Origin of the sequence: Desulfotomaculum sp. 1211_IL3151 (assembly GCF_036763075.1) — a bacterium.
Taxonomy (GTDB): domain Bacteria; phylum Bacillota; class Desulfotomaculia; order Desulfotomaculales; family Desulfotomaculaceae; genus Desulfotomaculum.
In genome coordinates this window covers 16,793-36,553 of sequence record NZ_JBAIYV010000027.1, presented here as the reverse complement: position 1 = coordinate 36,553, position 19,761 = coordinate 16,793, and the positions used below count along the sequence as shown (strand labels likewise).

General features: G+C 44.9%; 18 protein-coding genes and 1 riboswitch. Of the genes, 3 read left to right on the top strand and 15 right to left on the bottom strand.

All coding sequences use genetic code 11. The features are described 5' to 3' along the window. Positions 1–21: 21 nt before the first annotated feature. The 14 genes from thiD to V6C11_RS06420 all read right to left on the bottom strand — a co-directional run bounded on the left by thiD (position 22) and on the right by V6C11_RS06420 (position 14,478). A complete protein-coding gene (gene thiD / locus V6C11_RS06485; protein WP_333530314.1) occupies positions 22–819 on the bottom strand; it encodes a bifunctional hydroxymethylpyrimidine kinase/phosphomethylpyrimidine kinase in 798 nt (265 codons plus the stop codon). 103 nt (positions 820–922) lie between these two features. After that, positions 923–1,021, bottom strand: a riboswitch (TPP riboswitch). A gap of 132 nt (positions 1,022–1,153) precedes the next feature. Next, a complete protein-coding gene (ftsY, locus tag V6C11_RS06480) occupies positions 1,154–2,086 on the bottom strand; it encodes a signal recognition particle-docking protein FtsY (protein ID WP_333530313.1) in 933 nt (310 codons plus the stop codon). 98 nt (positions 2,087–2,184) lie between these two features. After that, positions 2,185–5,745, bottom strand: a complete 3,561-nt coding sequence (gene smc, locus V6C11_RS06475; RefSeq protein WP_333530312.1) for a chromosome segregation protein SMC — start codon at positions 5,743–5,745, stop codon at positions 2,185–2,187. A gap of 26 nt (positions 5,746–5,771) precedes the next feature. After that, a complete protein-coding gene (rnc, locus tag V6C11_RS06470; protein ID WP_333530311.1) occupies positions 5,772–6,512 on the bottom strand; it encodes a ribonuclease III in 741 nt (246 codons plus the stop codon). Positions 6,513–6,529: 17 nt separating this feature from the next. Further along, positions 6,530–7,771 (bottom strand): beta-ketoacyl-ACP synthase II, encoded by a 1,242-nt coding sequence (gene fabF / locus V6C11_RS06465; RefSeq protein ID WP_333530310.1) that lies wholly within the window; start codon positions 7,769–7,771, stop codon positions 6,530–6,532. 313 nt (positions 7,772–8,084) lie between these two features. Next, complete coding sequence (gene acpP, locus V6C11_RS06460) at positions 8,085–8,309, bottom strand: acyl carrier protein (protein ID WP_333530309.1); 225 nt, start codon at positions 8,307–8,309, stop codon at positions 8,085–8,087. Between the two features lie 71 nt (positions 8,310–8,380). Continuing rightward, positions 8,381–9,124 (bottom strand): 3-oxoacyl-[acyl-carrier-protein] reductase, encoded by a 744-nt coding sequence (fabG, locus tag V6C11_RS06455; protein ID WP_333530308.1) that lies wholly within the window; start codon positions 9,122–9,124, stop codon positions 8,381–8,383. A 1-nt stretch (position 9,125) separates the two neighbouring features. Further along, positions 9,126–10,070, bottom strand: coding sequence for an ACP S-malonyltransferase (fabD, locus tag V6C11_RS06450; protein ID WP_333530307.1), 945 nt, complete (start codon positions 10,068–10,070; stop codon positions 9,126–9,128). Between the two features lie 3 nt (positions 10,071–10,073). After that, the gene (gene fabK, locus V6C11_RS06445; protein ID WP_333530306.1) at positions 10,074–11,021 is read right to left on the bottom strand and encodes an enoyl-[acyl-carrier-protein] reductase FabK; all 948 of its coding nucleotides are present in this window, start codon (positions 11,019–11,021) and stop codon (positions 10,074–10,076) included. A 3-nt stretch (positions 11,022–11,024) separates the two neighbouring features. After that, the gene (locus V6C11_RS06440) at positions 11,025–12,032 is read right to left on the bottom strand and encodes a beta-ketoacyl-ACP synthase III (protein ID WP_333530305.1); all 1,008 of its coding nucleotides are present in this window, start codon (positions 12,030–12,032) and stop codon (positions 11,025–11,027) included. A 1-nt stretch (position 12,033) separates the two neighbouring features. After that, positions 12,034–13,032 carry a phosphate acyltransferase PlsX gene (gene plsX, locus V6C11_RS06435; protein ID WP_333530465.1) on the bottom strand — a complete coding sequence of 333 codons (999 nt, stop codon included), beginning with the start codon at positions 13,030–13,032 and terminating at the stop codon, positions 12,034–12,036. Next, positions 13,032–13,604 (bottom strand): transcription factor FapR, encoded by a 573-nt coding sequence (fapR, locus tag V6C11_RS06430; RefSeq protein ID WP_333530304.1) that lies wholly within the window; start codon positions 13,602–13,604, stop codon positions 13,032–13,034. Before fapR ends, plsX begins: the two co-directional genes overlap by 1 nt. Before the next feature lie 160 nt (positions 13,605–13,764). Further along, positions 13,765–13,947, bottom strand: a complete 183-nt coding sequence (gene rpmF, locus V6C11_RS06425; RefSeq protein ID WP_333530303.1) for a 50S ribosomal protein L32 — start codon at positions 13,945–13,947, stop codon at positions 13,765–13,767. A 30-nt stretch (positions 13,948–13,977) separates the two neighbouring features. Then, positions 13,978–14,478, bottom strand: a complete 501-nt coding sequence (locus V6C11_RS06420; protein WP_333530302.1) for a YceD family protein — start codon at positions 14,476–14,478, stop codon at positions 13,978–13,980. A gap of 170 nt (positions 14,479–14,648) precedes the next feature. Between V6C11_RS06420 and ylbJ the strand changes: the two genes are divergently transcribed. The 3 genes from ylbJ to V6C11_RS06405 all read left to right on the top strand — a co-directional run bounded on the left by ylbJ (position 14,649) and on the right by V6C11_RS06405 (position 19,275). Further along, a complete protein-coding gene (gene ylbJ / locus V6C11_RS06415) occupies positions 14,649–15,896 on the top strand; it encodes a sporulation integral membrane protein YlbJ (protein ID WP_333530301.1) in 1,248 nt (415 codons plus the stop codon). Positions 15,897–16,089: 193 nt separating this feature from the next. After that, positions 16,090–18,192: an acetate--CoA ligase family protein gene (locus V6C11_RS06410; RefSeq protein WP_333530300.1), complete on the top strand. Its 2,103-nt coding sequence runs from the start codon at positions 16,090–16,092 to the stop codon at positions 18,190–18,192. Between the two features lie 33 nt (positions 18,193–18,225). Further along, the gene (locus V6C11_RS06405) at positions 18,226–19,275 is read left to right on the top strand and encodes a phosphotransacetylase family protein (protein WP_333530299.1); all 1,050 of its coding nucleotides are present in this window, start codon (positions 18,226–18,228) and stop codon (positions 19,273–19,275) included. A 43-nt stretch (positions 19,276–19,318) separates the two neighbouring features. On the opposite strand, the gene V6C11_RS06400 is transcribed toward V6C11_RS06405, so the two are convergent. Next, positions 19,319–19,759 carry an ATPase gene (locus tag V6C11_RS06400; RefSeq protein ID WP_333530297.1) on the bottom strand — a complete coding sequence of 147 codons (441 nt, stop codon included), beginning with the start codon at positions 19,757–19,759 and terminating at the stop codon, positions 19,319–19,321. Positions 19,760–19,761: the final 2 nt, after the last annotated feature.

The window sequence follows — 19,761 nt, the reverse complement described above, 5'->3', positions numbered from 1 at the left end:
ACCATTTTGTTAATGTTGTGATTAGCGCAAACCATTGCGATAAAGGTCATAGAAGTGATGTGTTGGGCCATTTCCCTTGCCAATCGGCAGGGAATGTTCAATGGCAGTTGTTACATACCGCTTGGCATGTTCCATTGCTTCAGGAACGGAAAGTCCAAGAGCAAGGTTGGACGCAATAGCGGAAGAAAAGGTACAACCCGTGCCATGTGTGTTTTTCGTGTTGATGCGATGTGTTTCATAACGATAAATACGTTCACCGTCATATAAAACATCTACTGCATTGCCAACAGCATGTCCGCCTTTGACAATAATATTTTTACAGCCCATTTCATGAATCCTCTTGGCAGCGGTCTCCATGTCCCCTAGATTGCTAATTTCCATGCGTGAGATCTTTTCTGCTTCCGGAATATTGGGAGTGAGAAAATCCGCGCAGGGGATAATGACCCTGATTAACGTGTTAACTGCATCGGGGTTCATCAATGGATAGCCGTTTTTGGCATACATCACAGGATCAACCACAATATTATTCGGTTTGTAATGATGAAGCCTTTCTGCAACTGCCTCCATGCAGGACGGTGTAGAAAGCATACCGATTTTCACAGCATGTACTTCAATATCCTCGAACACGGCATCAATTTGCTTTTTGATCATATCAGGCGTAACATCCTGTATGTCGATGACACGGCTTGTATTTTCTGCTACCACCGATACGATCACGCTCATGCCAAAAACCCCATGGGCAGAAAATGTTTTGAGATCAGCCTGTATGCCAGCACCGCCGCTGCAATCCGATCCCGCAATACTTAATACGTTTTTCAAATATAAATCCTCCTTGTATAAAATTGAATAACAACCCTAAAATGAATTAGGTATCTAAACAAAAATCGGGTGCAATCCAAATTTCGGAAAGCACCCAATTACATAGTATAACGGATTTGCTTCCCTACGCTGGTCTTAACCAACAGGTTCAAAGGGTCAGGTTTTACCTTCTCAACTCCGAAGAGTCCCCCCGCAAAAAGTAGTATTATTCTTTTATCATTTATTACCTTGATTCAACCTAACGTCATAATTATTGATAATTATTGTATAATAATCAATTGAATATGTCACTCAAAACTTTCGGTTTCGTCGCCAGGCGTTTTAAAATAATTTGTTATGATTCGTCTTCCTTCGATTTTCCGTATAGGGCATCGATAAAATCCTTCGGGTTAAAGGGACGCAAATCGTCCATGCGTTCGCCAATGCCAATGAGCTTAACTGGAATGGCCATTTCTGTTACGATGGAGGTTACCACCCCACCCTTAGCTGTACCATCTAATTTGGTTAAAGCAATACCAGTTACATTCACCGCTTCGCTAAAAACTTTAACTTGACTGAGGGCATTTTGGCCCGTGGTGGCATCCAGCACCAACAGTACCTCATGGGGTGCCCCGGGCATTTCCCGTGAAGTTATTTTGTGAACCTTTCTTAATTCCTCCATCAAGTTGCTTTTATTATGCAAACGACCAGCGGTATCAATTAAAAGAATATCTGCTTTACGGGAACGGGCAGCATGCACAGCATCATAGGCCACAGCCCCTGGATCGGAACCCTCCTGATGCTTGATCAGTTCCACCCCTACTCTTTCAGCCCATATCTCAAGTTGGTCAATGGCTGCGGCCCGGAAGGTATCTCCCGCTGCCAGCATGACCTTTTTACCCTGTTCCTTGTAATTATGGGCCATTTTCCCAATGGTAGTGGTTTTGCCTACACCATTTACCCCCACCACCATGATCACCGTGGGGCCGTCCTCACTTAGCTTAATGGGGGTCATTTTCTCACCCATTAAATATTCCAATTCCTCCTGGAATATATCTTTTAAACGAGAAGCCTCCTGAACATTTCTGGCCTTGACACCTTTACGCACTCGTTCTACCAGCATCATGGCTGTATTGACCCCGACATCGGCCTGGATCAAAACCTCTTCTAACTCTTCATATAAATCTTCATCGATACCCTTACGACCAGTAACCACCTGATCAATTTTTTCAATAAAGCTATGGCGGGTTTTGCTTAAGCTTTCTTTTAGCCTGTTAAAAAAGCCCACTGTTAAACCTCCAGTTCAAACCTCAATATTTTGGCCAGAGCCTGTCCCTAATATAATGCCTGCTATCGAACCATGTCAACCTTACCCAGGTCCGTGTATTAGGCTAACTTCTTCTTTCCCTTGGCCTCATCCAAGGACATGGAAAGTAATTTAGTCACTCCCGTTTCGTCCATCGTTACGCCATAAAGAGCATCTGCTTTTTCCATTGTCCCTTTACGGTGGCTAATCACAATAAATTGAACTTCATCCGAGGTACGGCAGAGGTACTCAGCAAACCGATGTACATTGGCTTCATCCAAAGATGCTTCTATCTCATCCAGCACACAAAAGGGACTGGGTTTAAACTTTAATATTGCAAAAAGCAAAGCAATGGCTGTTAAAGCCCTCTCTCCTCCGGATAGCAAGGATAGGCTTTGGTTCTTTTTGCCAGGCGGCTGGGCAGTAATTTCGATGCCACAGGATAGAGTATCCCCTTCGGTAAGATTCATGCTGGCACCACCACCGCCGAATAATTGCTCAAATATCCGTGCAAAATTTTGATTGATTATCTTAAAGGCTGTTTCAAATTGACTGGACATCAACCGATTAAGTTCATCGATTAGCTGATCCAGGGAATTTCTGCTCTCTTCTAAATCAACTCTTTGTTCCTCCAGGAAGTTATATCTTGTTACAACTTCCTGATATTCTGTTTCGGCCCTTTCATTGACCGGACCCATCTCCGCCATACTTGATTTTAGCAGTTGTAATTCACTGCGAACCTGTTTTTTATTTGCTGCAGGCAATACCGTCATTTGAGCTGGATCATCGATAGCATGTTCCTTTAACCTTTCAGATAATAGTTCTAATTCCGTTTGAATCCGAGCCTGCTGCAGTTCAAGGGAGTGAACCTTCTGACTGGTCTGCAGCCATAATTCCTGTTTTGCACGTAGGATTTTTTCCTGTTCCTCAACCATACTAGCCGCGGTCTCCTGGCTAGCCTGGGCTAGCTTAAGATTTGCCTTGGCTTTACGATGCTCCTCTTGTAAACTCTTTTGATCCAAAGTCACTTGTGCTTGCTGTTGTGCCAATTCAGCATTTCTCTTGCATAAACCCTGGAGAAGTTCCTGGGACGCTGTAATTGTCGTCCTTCGCTCGTCCATTTCTTTTTCTAATCGCTTAATAATTTTTTGTATACCAAGCATTTCCTGGTGTAATTCGGCCTGTCTTACCTTTTCCTGATTTACCTTGCTTTCCAGCTCTGCCTTTTGGTTCCTGGCTTTGGCAAGACTCTCTTGGGTTCGGTTAATTTCCCCTTGCAGCTGTGTTAACTCCCCTTCCAAAAGGGATCGTTTTGTGCTGGCTTCCCTTTCAGACTGGGACCAATGTTCCATCTCTTGTTCGATGTTGTGCATTTGATAATGGCTTTCCTGACGGCGTTCATTGGTGCGTGACAACTCTTCCCTGGTTTTGCTTAAATCCATTGCAGCGGCTTGGACATCTAAACCCAAGATTACTAACTTCTGCTGCAAATCCTTATTGCGCTCCAGTCCTTGTTGTTGGAGTTGTTGTTGTTCTGTAAACTCCCTGGCTAAATCATTTACCTTTTGATGCAGTACCTGAACAACCTTTGCCAGCTCGTCCCTTTCCCGACGGGTATGCAGCATCCCACCCGCATTACGGACAGCTCCCCCACCGGTTAAGGATCCCCCGGGATTGAACAACTCTCCGGTAAGGGTTACAATGCGGATTCTTTGCTGCATTTGTCTGGCCACTTCGATGGCATTGCTCAGCGTATCCACCACAACCAGTCGGCCCAATAGCAGTTCAACCACCTGACGATATTTGCCTTCTGTTTTAATTAAATTCGCTGCCAAACCAATAACACCAGGCAAACCCAATGCCCTTTTCTCCCAATCGCCGGCAGGGGTAGGTCGTAAGGAATCCAGGGGTAAAAAGGTTGCCCTGCCTAAATTATGCCTCTTTAAATATTCAATGGCTTCCTTGGCCTGGCGGGAAGATTCTGTTACCAGGTTTTGCAATGCTCCCCCCAGGGCTGCTTCCATGGCAGTCTCAAACCCCTGGGGTACCTTAATCAGGTCTGCCACTGCACCACAGATACCAAGGGAACCGTCGTTTTTCTGATTGGTGGCCTTTAATAACTCCCGCACTGGTTTCATGAAACCACTATGTGAATGAAGGCTTTCTTCCAATACCTTTAAACGTGAGTGCTTGGCAACCATTTCTTCCTTAGCGGTGGCTAGTTTAGCTTGGAGCTGAGATAGCACTTCCTGCAGTCTATGTAGTTCCTCTTCTGATCCATGATGGTCCTGCTCAACCTGCTGCCTTGCCAAATTAAGCTTTTCTGTCTTCTTCCTATAATCTTCTATCAGTAGGCCAAGGGCCTGTTCCTTTTCTTGAGCATCCTCTAACACTTTTTTTAGGTGTTCTAAACGATGGGCTAATTGCCCTCTTCTGTCATTGGCCTGGCTCTGTAAATTACGTTGGTTGGCAACCTTATTTAATTGCTCGATTAAATCTGTATTAAGATTCTGAAATAACTCCTGCTTGCTCAATAGGTTTTGATCGATCTCTTCCAGCAAATAATCATAATCATTCTTTCCCTGAACATGCATACATTCTTTAATCTCTTTAATCTTTACCTTTTCTTCCGTCCATTCTTGATTTAGCCGTTGTAACAAATCGGTTGATTCCTGGACCTCTTTCTCTACCCTTTGTTGTTCAAGCTTATTGTGATTAATTTGTTCAGTTATTAGATCATTTTTGTTATTTAATCGATCAATGCTGCTAACTAAGCCAAGAAACTTCTCTTTTAGAGCATTAATCTCTATTTCTATTTTATGGAGCTCAGACTTGGCCATTTCCAGTTCCTTTTCCATGGCTGGTCTTTCATCCTTATAATCTTCTTTAAGTTTTGTCAGTTGACTTTTTAAATCCTCTGCCTTAGTAGTTAGGTCTTCCCAGTCTCTCCTATATAAAGATAAGGCCAAAGCACTGGCTTGATCGGATAAAACCTTATATTCTCTGGCCTTTGCTGCTTGTTGCGCCAGGGGCTCAAGGCGCCCTGCCAATTCGTTAATGATATCTGAAACCCTGTTTAGATCTTGCTGCGCCACAGCTAATTTTCGTAAGGCTTCTTCTTTTCGATGACGGTATTTTACGATCCCGGCAGCTTCCTCAATAATTGAGCGCCTTTCCTCGGGTCGACTGCTCAAAATCTCATCTACCTTACCTTGCCCAATAAGAGAGTAGGCCCCGCGGCCTAAACCAGTATCCATAAACAGTGCATGGATATCCTTAAGCCTGCAGGGCACCTTATTAATCAAATACTCACTTTCCCCGGAACGATATAAACGTCTTGTAACGGATACTTCCTCATAGGGCAAGGAGAACATTTTGGCAGTGTTGTCCAAGGTTAGGGTTACTTCCGCCATACCAATGGGCTTTCTCTTGTAACTGCCGGCAAAAATAACATCCTCCATGCGGCCGCCCCTTAGTGAAGAGACCCGTTGTTCACCAAGACACCAGCTGATGGCATCGGAGATATTACTTTTGCCACTGCCGTTAGGGCCCACAACCACGGATAAACCTCGGTCAAACTCCAATTTAACACGGTCACCAAAGGACTTAAAGCCCTGAATATCCAATCTTTTTAAACCCAATACGCCTGCCCCCTGTTACCGCTTCTTTATCGGGTGGGTCCAACTAATTTAGCACTCGATTTCTTAATATCATCAATATTTTTAAAAGCATCCCTGGCTGCCCGTTGTTCAGCCTCTTTTTTGGAATGGCCCCTGCCCTTACCAATAACTGCGCCCCGGTAAATAACACCTGCTGTAAAGGTTTTATCGTGATCCGGGCCAGTTTCATCCATAATGGTATAGGTTAGAGGTTCCGGGGATGATTGTTGTAAAATCTCTTGTAGTTCCGTTTTATAATCCCGATCTAACCTTCCCGCCACAACATCATCAATGATCGGACTGAGTTGATTCAAAACAAAGTCCCTGGAGATGTCCAACCCCTGATCCAAGTAGATAGCACCTAGTAACGCCTCAAAGGCATCGGCCAGGATGGATGGCCGCTCCCTGCCGCCGGAACGCTCTTCACCACGCCCCATGCGCAGGCAACGGCCCAGATCCAATCCCCGGGCTACTTTAGCCAGCGAAGGTTCGCAGACCGAAGCAGCCCTCATTTTAGTAAGTTCGCCTTCCGTTCTATCGGGGAATAGTTTATATAAATGCTCACTAATAATTAGTTCTAAAACTGCATCCCCCAAAAATTCTAATCTTTGGTTATGGCATAGCCCATGTCCCCTGCTTTCATGAACACAAGAACTATGGGTCAGTGCTTGTATTAGTAAAGTGGGATTATGCCATTTAAACCCCAATCGTGTTTTCAGGCGATTGGTTTGCTCGTCCTGTTTAGACAATATGAATCACCAACGATCTAAAGATTAAACTTTTTAAAGACCAAGGTAACGTTATGACCCCCGAACCCAAAGGAATTGGAAATTGCAACATCAACATTCATTTCCTTTGCCTTGTTAGGAGCAAAATCCAGGTCAAAGGCAGGGTCAATATTATCTAAGTTAATGGTGGGGGGGACTAGACTATTTTTAACAGCCAATATCGAGGCAATCCCCTCAATGGCCCCAGCAGCTCCCAGCATATGCCCAGTCATCGATTTGGTAGAACTAACCACCAAGTTATAGGCATGTTCACCAAAAACTTTTTTAATCGCTCCCACTTCCGCCACATCCCCCACGGGAGTGGAGGTGCCATGGGCGTTAATGTACTGAACATCCTCCGGTTTTAATCCGGCATCTTCTAGGGCCATGCGCATAGCGGATGATGCACCAGATCCTTCCGGATCCGAAGCAGTAATGTGGTAAGCGTCACAGGAACTGCCATAGCCGACTATTTCAGCATAAATATGGGCACCCCTCTTTTGGGCATGTTCCAGGGTTTCTACTACCAGCATGGCAGCACCTTCCCCCATGACAAAGCCATCCCTGTCGACATCAAAGGGTCTGCTGGCCCGTTCTGGTTCTTCATTGTTGGTAGACATGGCCTTAGCGGCACAGAAACCTGCCACCGCCAGTGGCGTAATGGGTGCTTCCGTTCCTCCGGTAATAACAACCTCCGCATTACCCCTCTGAATCAGCTTAAAGGCATCTCCAATGGCATTACCACTGGAAGCACAAGCTGTCACGGTTGTAATGTTCGTTCCTTTAAGGCCAAATTTTATAGCGATCTGACCGGCTGCCATGTTAGCAATCATCATTGGGATTAAGAAAGGACTGATCCTGCTGGGACCTCGATTGATCAAAACCTTGCATTGCTCCTCAAAGGTTTCCATCCCACCAATACCTGACCCAATAATTACACCGGTACGATCTTTATCCAACTCATTTAGATCAAGACCCGCATCCTCAATGGCCATTGCCGCAGAAACCACTGCATACTGAGAAAACTTGTCCATCCGACGGGCTTCTTTTTTATCTAAATACTGGGAATAATCAAAGTCCTTTACCTCACCGGCAATTTGGGTAGCGTAGTCGGTCGGGTCGAATCTAGTGATTTTAGCAATTCCAGAAACCCCTGCTGTTAGAGCATTCCAGAATTTATCTAATCCGGTGCCTACAGGAGAGATTACTCCCATCCCTGTTACAACAACCCGTTTTAACAAAATAACTTCCTCCTTACATTCTTCTATGAAAAGAATAGGTACTTTATTCTTCAAGCCATTAGCTTTTAGCCTTTAGCTTTTAGCTATCTCGAAAAATGGCCATGGGCCACCTCCTGAGCTAGCGAAGGATCTTCAAACATTGAAAGACTATCTTTAAGATCCTTCGCTAGCTCAGGATGACATTAAATTTTCATTATTTGATGCTGCCGTTAAAGGCATGAAAGTCTTTTAGCTAAGGGCTAATAGCTAAAAGCTAATGGCTAATTGGGTAGTGGAAAAAAGCCCCGGTTTTTCTACCGGGACTTTTACCATATTACTGGCGGTCCTGGATAAATTTCACGGCATCTCCTACAGTGCGAATCTTTTCTGCCTCTTCATCAGGAATTTCCAGACCAAATTCTTCTTCTAAGGCCATGACTAATTCAACAATATCAAGAGAATCAGCACCCAGATCATCCACAAAAGAAGCTTCCATTGTTACATCAGCTTCCTCAACACCCAGTTGATCTACAATAATTGCTTTAATCTTATCAAACACAACTTCACCCCCCTCCGGGAATTAAATCTTGATCACTTAATTTATGAATATCGGGCAAATAGCCGCGATAGTTAGATTGAAATTCCTCCATCAACCCCAATGACTTGCCCTGTTATATAGCTGCAAAAATCGCTGGCCAAGAAGGCAACGATGCTAGCTACATCTTCCGGTTTTCCCAGACGGTTTAAGGCAACGGCTGAGGTTAACTTTTCTTTGGCATCCGGGGTTAAATGCTCTGTCATTTCGGTCATAATAAAGCCCGGTGCCACAGCATTTACCGTAATATTGCGCGGGCCAAGTTCTTTCGCCATTGATTTAGTAAGGCCGATTAAACCTGCCTTGGCCGCAGCATAGTTGGCTTGGCCTGCATTGCCATACCGCCCAACCACTGAAGAAATGTTAATAATGCGACCAGAGCGGGCCTTCACCATCGGTCTGGCCACAGCCTTAATGGTATTATAGGCAGATTTAAGGTTCACAGATAATACGGTGTCCCAATCCTCTTCCTTCATTCTCAGAATTAAATTATCCCTGGTAACTCCGGCATTATTCACCAGAATATCTATTTTACCAAACTCAGTTAGAGCTGCACTGACCATCTCTTGCACTTGTTGTGTATCCGCTACATCAGCCTGATAAACCAATGCCCGACGTCCTAACTGGCGTATGGCAGCAGCGGTTTCTTCCGCAGCCTCCACCCGTCCAGCGTAATTTACAACGATATCTGCCTGGGCTCCGGCCAGAGCCAAAGCAATGGCTTTACCAATACCCCGGGATGCCCCGGTGACAATGGCAACTTTACCGTTCAGAAACATTTTAGCCAACCTCCTTGAACAGTGCAAGGACTTTTTCCAAGCTTGCCAAATCTTCTAAGTTACTGGTGCTTATTCCCTTGTTAATTTTCTTAACCAAACCGCATAATACCTTACCAGGCCCTAATTCAACCACAGCACGAACACCCTCTGTTGCCATCCTTTGGACACTGTCTTCCCAAAGCACAGCTCCGGATATCTGCTTAATCAAAGAATCCTTAACCTCTGCTGCTGTCCTCACATAGTCAGCACTGACATTGGCTATAACTGGTATTTTAGGATCAAGAATTGAAACCTGGGCCAGTACTTCCGCCAAGCTCTCACCGGCCGGAGTCATTAAACTGGAATGAAAGGGACCACTGACTGCCAGCTCCATGGCTCTTTTGGCCCCGGCTCCCCGGCACAGTTCCATTGCCAACTTCAAAGCGGTCTTTTCCCCGGCAATGACTATTTGCCCCGGACAGTTAAAATTCACTGGCTCAACCACTCCGTTGGCTGATGCCTCCTGACAACAGGCAATAACCTTTTCCCTGGCCAAATTTAGAATTGCTGCCATACCACCGAAGCCAACCGGCGCAGCCTCTTGCATAAACTTCCCTCTCTGCCGTACAACCTTGATGGCATCTGAAAACTCTAGGGAACCGGCTGCCACCAGAGCAGAGTATTCACCCAGACTATGACCTGCCACCACGGTGGGCAACAACCCCGATTCCTGCTGTAAAACCCTCAGTGCCGCTACACTCATGGCCAGTAATGCAGGCTGTGTATTTACCGTGCTGTTAAGGTCTTCCACCGGCCCCTCAAAGCATAATTTGGTTACGTTAAAGCCAAGTGCATCGTCCGCCTCTTCAAGGGTTTGACGAACCACCGGAAAATTGTCATACAAATCCCTGCCCATACCCACATATTGGGAACCCTGGCCAGGGAATACAAATGCTGTGTTAGACAATTTCTAAAACTCCCCTCTGGCTAAGCGCCCTATTACTTGCTCAGCACCACCAATTATGTCCTGAATGATATCCGCCGCCGGCTCAATTTTCTTGACCATGGCACAAATTTGCCCGGCCATTACGGACCCCTGCTGAATATCCCCTTCTACCATAGCCATTCTTAGCCGGCCGGCACCCAACTTTTCCAGCTCATCCGGAGAAGCACCCTGACGTTCTCTTTCTTCAAAGTGCCTGGTTAACTTATTACGAACAACCCGCACAGGGTGGCCAGTGGTACGGCCGGTTACAACTGTTTCACGGTCTTTAGCCTTGATAATAACCCCTTTAACATTATCATGGACGGTACATTCCGAAGCACACATAAATCGGGTCCCCATTTGGATACCCTGGGCACCCAGAGCTAAGGCAGCCACCAAGCCTCTACCGTCAAAGAAGCCTCCGGCTGCAATAACCGGGATATCTACTGCATCCACCACCTGGGGTACCAGGGGCATGGTATGCAATTCCCCAATATGTCCCCCGGACTCTCCGCCCTCAGCAATGAGAGCATCCACACCCGCCCTGGCCATACGTTGGCCTAGGGCCACAGAAGCAACAACGGGTATCACTTTGGTGCCAATTCCCTTTAAGGCGGGCACATATTTGCCCGGATTGCCAGCTCCGGTGGTAACCACAGGAACCCTTTCCTGGATGATTAGCTGCATGTTTTGTTCTGTAAAGGGAGACATTAGCATAATATTTACCCCAAAGGGTTTGTTTGTTAACCTTTTAGCCTTACTAATCTGTTCCTCAAGCCATTCAGTTGGTGCATGTCCTGACCCAATGATGCCCAACCCACCAGCTTCAGAAACAGCTGCAGCCAATTCTGCGGTGGAGACCCAAGCCATACCGCCTTGCAAAATGGGGTACTCAACTCCTAATAAAGTACATAGCTTGGTATTTATCCTCATGTACTATCCCTGCCTTTCGCCCCACTTCAATACAACTCCACCAGAAGTTAAACCAGCCCCAAAGGCCACCATAACGATGTTGTCCCCTGCTTTTATGCGGCCAGTTTCCACGGCCTCTGCCAAAGCAATGGGAATAGAAGCGGAAGAGGTATTCCCGTAGCGGTCTAAATTTACAACAACTTTATCCATGGATAAACCCAATCTTTTAGCGGCATGTTCAATGATCCGATTGTTGGCCTGGTGAGGAATTAAGAGGTCAATATCACTTAACTCTAAATTCGCCGCTTTGACCAGATTTAATGATTCTTCTTCCATAACCCTGACTGCATAGCGAAAGACTTCTTTGCCATTCATATGCACATAATGAAGCTTTTTCTCCAAAGTCAAGGGATCAGCAGGCATCTTCGAACCACCTGCCGGTATATAGAGATGTTGCCAGCCAGATCCCTCAGCACTTAACTTAGTGGCCAACACGCCTTCGCCTGCATGAACCTGACCAACCACCACAGCACCGGCCCCATCACCAAACAGGACGCAGGTATTGCGATCCTCCCAGTTAACAACCTTGGATAGGTTCTCTGACCCAATAACAAGAATATGCTTCATTGCTCCGGTGGCTATAAATTGTGTGGCGATGGTTAGACCATAGACAAAGCCAGTACAACCTGCTTCTAAATCAAAGGCACCAGCCCTGGTCGCACCTAGTTCCTGCTGCACCAGGCAGGCCCCTGCCGGTATAATCATATCCTTCGAACAGGTGGTTAAGATAATCAGATCCAATTCCTCTGGTCCTATGCCGGCATTCTCCAGTGCCTTACGGGAGGCCCGCAGGGCTAAATCCGATGTGGACATTTCTGGTTCAGCAATTCTACGTTCCTTGACCCCAGAACGTGACTTTATCCATTCGTCGGTGGTATCGACCATTTTTTCTAATTCTTTATTGGTAAGTATCCGTTCAGGCAGATAACTCCCTACCCCTAGAATACCAGCCTGAATTAGGTGGTTGGGCATACTATTCCTCTACCCCCTTGTCATTTTCCAGACTCTTTCTAATGGCCGGAACCAGTCCCTGTTCAACTGTCTCCTTAGCCACTCTTAAGGCGTTCTTAATCGCCCTGGCCTTCGAACTGCCATGACAAATCACCGAAACCCCGTTAACACCCAGTAGGGGTGCACCGCCATATTCAGCATAATCCATGCGACGCTTAAACCCGCCCATCATATGCATGATACGTTCCGTTCCGATAACATCTTCCAGTCTACCCAATTCTTGTTTAAACATCCCCAATATACTCATGGCCAGCCCTTCAGCTGACTTTAAAATAACGTTTCCCACAAAACCATCACAAACTGCTACATCACTGCTGCCAAGGAAAAGCTCTCTTCCCTCGACATTGCCAACAAAATTAATATTCGTTTCCTTTAACAGCTCATAGGTCGCTAAAGTCAATTCATTGCCTTTGGTTTCTTCAGAACCAATATTCACCAAGCCCACCTTGGGTACAGGTAACCCTAAGACCTTTTCCGCGTAGAGAGAACCCATAATAGCAAACTGTTTAAGATGCTGGGGACGACAGTCCACATTGGCCCCGGCATCCAAAAGCACCAATGCACCCTTGGCAGTTGGCAGCAATGTACTAATGGCAGGGCGATCTACACCGGCAATACGACCCAAAATAAGTAAGGAGGAAGCCATTTGCGCTCCGGTATTGCCCGCTGATACGATGGCATCAGCGGCACCTTCCTTAACCAGTTTGGTTGCCACCACAATGGATGAGTTCTTTTTTTTACGGATGGCACTAACCGGATGTTCGTGCATACCCACTGCTTCTGGTGCATGAACGATGGAAATGAGATTATCTACAAAATTTCCAGATAATTCCCTTTCAATTTTTTCCTGATCCCCCACTAAAATGATCTCAATTCCTAATTCCTGGGCTGCGTCCCTGGCACCTCGAACGATTTCCATCGGTGCATGATCGCCACCCATCGCATCTAACGCAATCTTAATCACTGGTTCTCCTCCTCTTCCAGGACAAAAACTATAAAAATCCCTTCCAAGACCACTGTTTCTCCTACCTGGGAGATAACCCTGACCGTCGTTCTATTCCCTTTTTGGCTGCCGATTTCTGCTCGACAAACCACTAAATCCCCTGACTTAACTTGGTGTTTAAATCTTACCCTGATATCACCGGTTAAGACAATCTCTGCATCAATGATGGCAACGGCCAAAGAGTTTGCCTGGGCAAATAAATGATGTCCCCTTGCCACCTGATTTTTTCGCAGGGTCATTTCCGGTGTTATCTTTAAAAGTGATACGCCAAAACTACCTACTTTAATATCCAGCAGATCACCAACTAATTCGTCACTTCCCAGGGAACGAACCGAATTGTTAGTTTGTAGTGCGGTTTTCATCCGTTCTCTTAACTCAGGAATATTTAATTCAGACCGGTCCAGCCTGATGGTCTGAATACTTACACCAAACATACCTGCCAGTTCTTCGTCCTTAAGCAGGGGATTGTTTTGTAGATACCTGGTCAAGTTTTTTTGCCGAAAAACTTTACCGCTGCCTCTTTTGGTCATAAAACCACCACAATATAATTAGTACCTGGTCCTAATTATAACCATATACTAGGTCAATTGCAAACCATTTCTCCTTGTTTTTTCCTTATAATGTAAATTTTTTCTTTATAATAATAAAGAAAAAACCCCTTCTCCCATGGAGAAAGGGTTCATTTTCACATTATTTATTGGCAGCAATAACTTCACGGTTCTTGTAGTAACCACATTCAGGGCAAAGATGATGTGGCTGGATCAAGGCACGGCACTGCGGGCATGCTACCAAGCTGGGGGCTTCTAACTTCATATTCATAGCCCGGCGCTGTCTTCCCCGGTGCTTAGCAAGTTTCCTATGTGGAACACCCATTTTATTACACCCCCTTCAAGGAATTAAAAATTATTGTTGTAATTTTTTAAGTACAGCCAACCTTGGATCGATGGCTTTGCTTTCGCAGTCACACTGCTTTATATTTAGGTTACACCCACAGCCCTGGCATAAACCAGCACAGTCAGGTGAACAAACCACTCGCATGGGTATCTCCATTAATAGTGACTTAATTACCTCAGGCTCAATATCAAGGTCTTCTCCATCAAACTCAATCATTTCATCGTCTGGGTCATTTAAATCCTTTGTTCTGCCATAGATTTCATCGATCGTCGTATGTAAATTTAATTGAAAAGGTTCTAAACAACTCACACAATTGGTGGAAACTAAGGCCCTGGCCTCTCCCTTAAGCAAAAAGTTATTGTTCCTATTCATAATCTCACCAGAGACTTCTACTGGATCGATAAAGGTAAACTTCTGCCCACTTACCGTGATTTCATCAAGCTTCTTTTTAAATTCAAAGTTAATTCCTTCGCCAGCAGCATTCCTAATTTTTAGGATATTTATCTTCACTTGTTCACAAGTCACCTCGATTAACAAAATTCATTATATAAAGCGGCTAATTATTTGTCAAGGAAAATTACTGTATAATGGCAAACTGTCTGAAGCAAGTGGTCTAAAGTTAAGTATTTCCATTTATATATATGCTAAGGACTTTAATCAAAGGTACGGGGTGATATGGTTTGTCCTTAAAAAACCGCGGTCCTTTTTCTTTATTAAACAAACAAGAATACAAATCCCTGGTCTGGGTGGGTTTAGCCCTCTGTTTTGTATTGGGTATGATTATCCAACCCAAAATTGTCTATGAAGGTTCAGTAAATGGCCTTAAAACATGGTTTAATATTGTCCTTCCGTCCCTGCTTCCCTTTTTTATAGCTTCGGAAATCCTCATGAAGTTAGGTCTTGTGCGCTTTATGGGGGTACTGCTGGAACCCGTTATGCGTCCCCTGTTTAACGTGCCCGGTGCCGGTGCCTTTGTCATAGTTATTGGTTTTACCAGTGGTTATCCGATTGGCAGTATGGTCACTGCCAACCTGCGGCAACAGGGACTGTGTACCAGAATAGAAGCCGAACGATTAATGAGCTTCACAAACAATTCCAGTCCTCTGTTTATGCTTACTGCCGTATCAGTGGGTATGTTTGGGCGCCCTGAATTGGGCGTTGTTATTGCGGGCTCCCATTACCTGGCAAATTTAGTATTAGGGCTGTTACTTCGTTTTCATGGTCGTGAAGATCGTAGTTTTGAGCAAAGCTTCCCTTCCTCCCGAAACATAAAACATGCCATTAGGGCCTTCCTGCATGATGCCTCCCAGGGTCGCCCACCCCTGGGTCAGCTTCTGGGAGAAGCAGTTGCCTCCTCCGTAAATAAACTATTAAACATCGGTGGGTTTATTATCTTGTTTGCAGTGATTATTCGATTGCTGGATTACGTAGGCGTCATAAAATTGCTGGCAGCAGTCCTGGGGGTACTATTAATCCCTCTGGGCTTCTCACCTGAAATATTTCAAGCCTTGGCCAGTGGCATGTTTGAAATGACCATTGGCACAAAACTAGCATCCGAGGCCAATGCAACCGAATTACAAAGACTGATGGCAGTGGCAATGGTTTTAGGTTGGAGTGGCCTTTCTATTCATGCCCAGGTTGCTTCTATGATCGCCAAGACGGATATACGCATGGGGATTTTTGTGTTCACTCGAATTGCCCATGCAGCATTAGCAACCTTTTTTACTTGGCTGCTCTATAAACCACTAGGGATCACCACGGTCTTTACCGTACCAGTTTTCCAACCCATCTATCAACATTTTTCCTACTCTCCCTTTCTTATTTTGACCGGATTACTTTTAATCATGCTTTCTGCTACTTTTGCTTTAATCCTGGTTGGTTTATTTATTCATATCGTGTTCAGTTTTTATAAAAAACTAACAAGATAGTTGCGGAATTTCACTTTCTTAAAGAGGTATTGGGATTTGTTCTGTGGAAACAATAATTTAATATCTGTAAATTATTAGCCGTGAACTGGCTCTTAGCCTTTAGCTCTTAGTATTTAGTTCTTTGCTTAGACTAATGTCCAACAGCTAATAGCTAATAGCGACTGTCTATTCACATGCAAGGGTGGTGAAGTAAATGGCAGAATTAACCCCATTATTGGCCATTCATTCAGTAGCCATAATCGGGGCTTCCAAAAAGACCGGCAAAGTTGGCAATGTTTTGGTAAGGAATGTTATTAATAGTGGTTTTACTGGGGAAATATTTCCGGTTAACCCAACGGAAAAGGAGATTGAGGGTCTTGTTTGTTACCAAGGGATCCGTGATATTCCCAAGCCCATTGATCTAGCCGTTGTTTGCGTTCCTGCACCAAACTGTCCAGATGTAATGGAGGAATGTGGTAAAAAAGGCATTAAGCTTGCCGTGGTTATTTCTTCTTACTTTAGTGAAATCGGCCCAGAGGGACTTAAACTGGAAAAAAGACTTACTCATATTTGCAATAAATACGGTATACGAATGTTTGGTCCTAACTGCGAGGGGATTTTGGATACTCTCATACCGATCAATGCCTCTATCTCCCCATCATTCCCCATGCAAGGTGATATTGGTTTCATATCCCAAAGTGGTGCCATCTTGCTATCCATTATGGACTGGTCCAAAACAGTAGGTTTAGGCTTTAGCCGGGTTTTTAGTCTGGGTAATAAGGCCGATTTATGTGAAACGGGTTTAATTCATTACTTAGCGGATGATCCTTCAACGAAAGTAATCCTTTGTTATCTTGAAGATGTTCGAAAGGGCGAGGAATTTTTAGAGGCAGCCAGTCAGGCAAGCCAAAAAAAGCCGGTTATTGTACTTAAATTCGGTGCCAGTCAGGCCGGTGCCCTGGCAGCTTCCTCTCACACAGGGGTGGTGGGCAGTGACCTAGCCTATGAGACTGCTTTTACCCAGGCAGGTATTTTACGGGCCCGAACAATGACCGAGCTATTTGATTTAGCCAAAAGTTTTTCCTACCAGCCATTACCAAAGGGTGATCGGGTGGCAATCATCACCAATGCAGGTGGACCAGGTATTGTGGCTTCAGACACGGTAGAAAATTTCGGTTTGTCTATGGCACGCTTTGAAAAAGAGACCTTAGACTCCCTGAGAGAAAACCTACCTCTTGAGGCTAATATTTACAACCCTGTGGATATTGTTTTTGATGCCAAAGCGGACCGTTATGGCTTTGCCTTAGAAGCCGTGCTAAAAGATCCGAATGTAGACAGTGTGGTTATTATCGTTTGTCCTACGGCAGCGGCAGATCCTGAAAATATTGCCAGAACGATTATTGGCCTACGTGATCGCTACCCGGACAAACCTATTTTTGCTATTTATATGGGAGGTCTTGCTCTGGCTGAAGGGGCCAAAATGTTGACTAGAGCCAAAATTCCTAGTTTTACCTTCCCAGAACCAGCCATTTCTAGCATTTCAGGTATGGCAAAATATACTCGCCGGGCAGATAAACAGACTGAAGGTGAAGAGATCTCCTTTACCGATATAGACTCCAACCGAGTAAAGGCCATTTTTTATGATGTAATTCGTGATCGACGCAGTGTGCTCCTAGGCAGCGAAGCTGCAGCCGTAGCAACAGCCTATGGAATTTCCGCAGTACCCGTTAAATTAGCAATAACACCCGAGGAGGCCGTAGCAATAGCGGAGACCATGGGCTACCCGGTGATTCTAAAGGTGGCTTCACCAAAGATTTTGCACAAAACGGATGTGAGAGGCGTAAGCGGCGGCCTAAATAATGCCACGGAAGTTCACAACGCATTCCTTGATGTTATCGAAAATGTCCAACGTTATCTGCCGAATGTTATTCCCTATGGCATTGAGGTTAATAAAATGATGCCTAAGGGTACGGAGCTGATTGTTGGCATGACCCGGGATGTCCAGTTTGGCCCCTTAATTGCCTTTGGCTTAGGAGGGGTTTACGTAAATCTCTTAAAGGATGTCTCCTTTCGATTAGCAAAGGGCATCACCTTGGCGGAAATTGCCGCTATGATTTCAGAAACAAAGGCTTCCACCCTATTGCGGGGCTTCCGGGGCGAAAAACCGGCAGACATCATGAGTCTCATTGATATGATTGCACGGGCAGCAAAATTAATCTCAGATTTTGAAGAAATTAGTGAACTGGAAATCAACCCACTTTTTTCTTATCCTAACGGTTATGCCGCCCTCGATATTAAAATCACCATTGAATTGTAACAGTAATATATAAAACAACAGGAGGTGTTACCTGTGAAAAGCCTCTATATTATGGGTTCTGTGGGCAGTGGTAAAACTGCTATGGCAGTGGGACTTGCATTAAAATTTAAGCAAGAGGGATTAAAAGTAGCCTATTTTAAACCCGTTGGCAGTACTACTTTAACTTCCAAGGCCGATGAAGATGCCATCTTGATGAAAGAATTATTAAACATGCCTGAACCCCTGGAAATAATCTCACCTATAATAGCCAGTCCCCTATATCTATCCCGAGGTAATCGATCTACCGAAATGCTACGGGCGATTAAAGAGGCCTTTACTAAGGTATCCACAAACACAGACATCGTTATTATTGACAGTGCCATCTACCCTTACGCCCTAAGCACCATTGGTTTGGATTCACCCTCTTTGGCGGTTGAACTAAATGCCTCAGCCATCTACCTAATCAACGCCAAAAATGATTATACCTTGGATGAATCCGTTTTCCACAATCGATATATACAAAGTCATGGTGTAAATCTTTTAGGCAATATATTTACCCATGTACCTATACCAATTCAAGCAAAAATTGAAGGGGTCTATAAGCCTTTACTGGCTGACATAGGCTTTTCCACTTTGGGTATTATTCCTAAACAAAGGGTACTATCTTCGCCATCCGTGGCCCAGGTACATGAACTATTAGGCGGGGAATTATTAACCGGGGAAGACAATCTTGATCTCCTAACCGAGGATATTATCGTGGGGGCAATGACCATTGAAAGTGCTCTGGTCCATTTACGCCGCGGCAACAACAAAATCTTCCTTATCGGCGGTGACCGCGCAGATATGGCTTTGGCAGCCCTGGAAACAAGCACGTCGGTAATCGTCCTTACCGGAGGCCTCTACCCCGATGTAAAGGTAATTAACCGTGCCATGGAAAAAGGTGTTCCTGTATTATTGGTTCACTATGACACCTATACTGCTATTGAACGCCTGAGTGAACTGGCTGGCCGCATTACACCTAAAAATCAAAACTGCATTCGCAAGGCCATTGAAAACGTAGAACGTTACTGTGATTGGCAAGGAATACTCAGAGAGTGCAAATAAAAAAGGATGGCGTATGCCATCCTTTTTAGCTGTCAGCTTTAATTTACTTTCTCAACTCATCCCTGCCCTGTTGAATCTCCTCCAGCATCTTACCCAGCTTATTCTCCATGGATTGGAGAAGTTCATCGGCATATCCCCTGGCACCATGCCGAATTTGGGCAGCAACCTCTTCGGCCTTTTTAATCGTTTCTTGGCCTAGTAGTTCTGCCTTTTTTACAATTTCATGGTCTTCTGCCTTTTGTTCGATTTCCCTGGAAACATCTTCCAGCATGCGTTGAGCTTCTTTTTTAGACTCAGACAGCACCTTGTCTCTTTCTTTGACAAGCCACTTTGCCTGGCGAACTTCTTCAGGAAGCGAGGTGCGAATACGATCAAGGTAGTCTAAAACCTTATTTTCATCTACCATGACACGTCTAGTCATCGGCACCTTGGGGCTCTCCTCAATGAGTTCTTCCAGCTCATTCAGGATATTAAAGAGCTCCACAG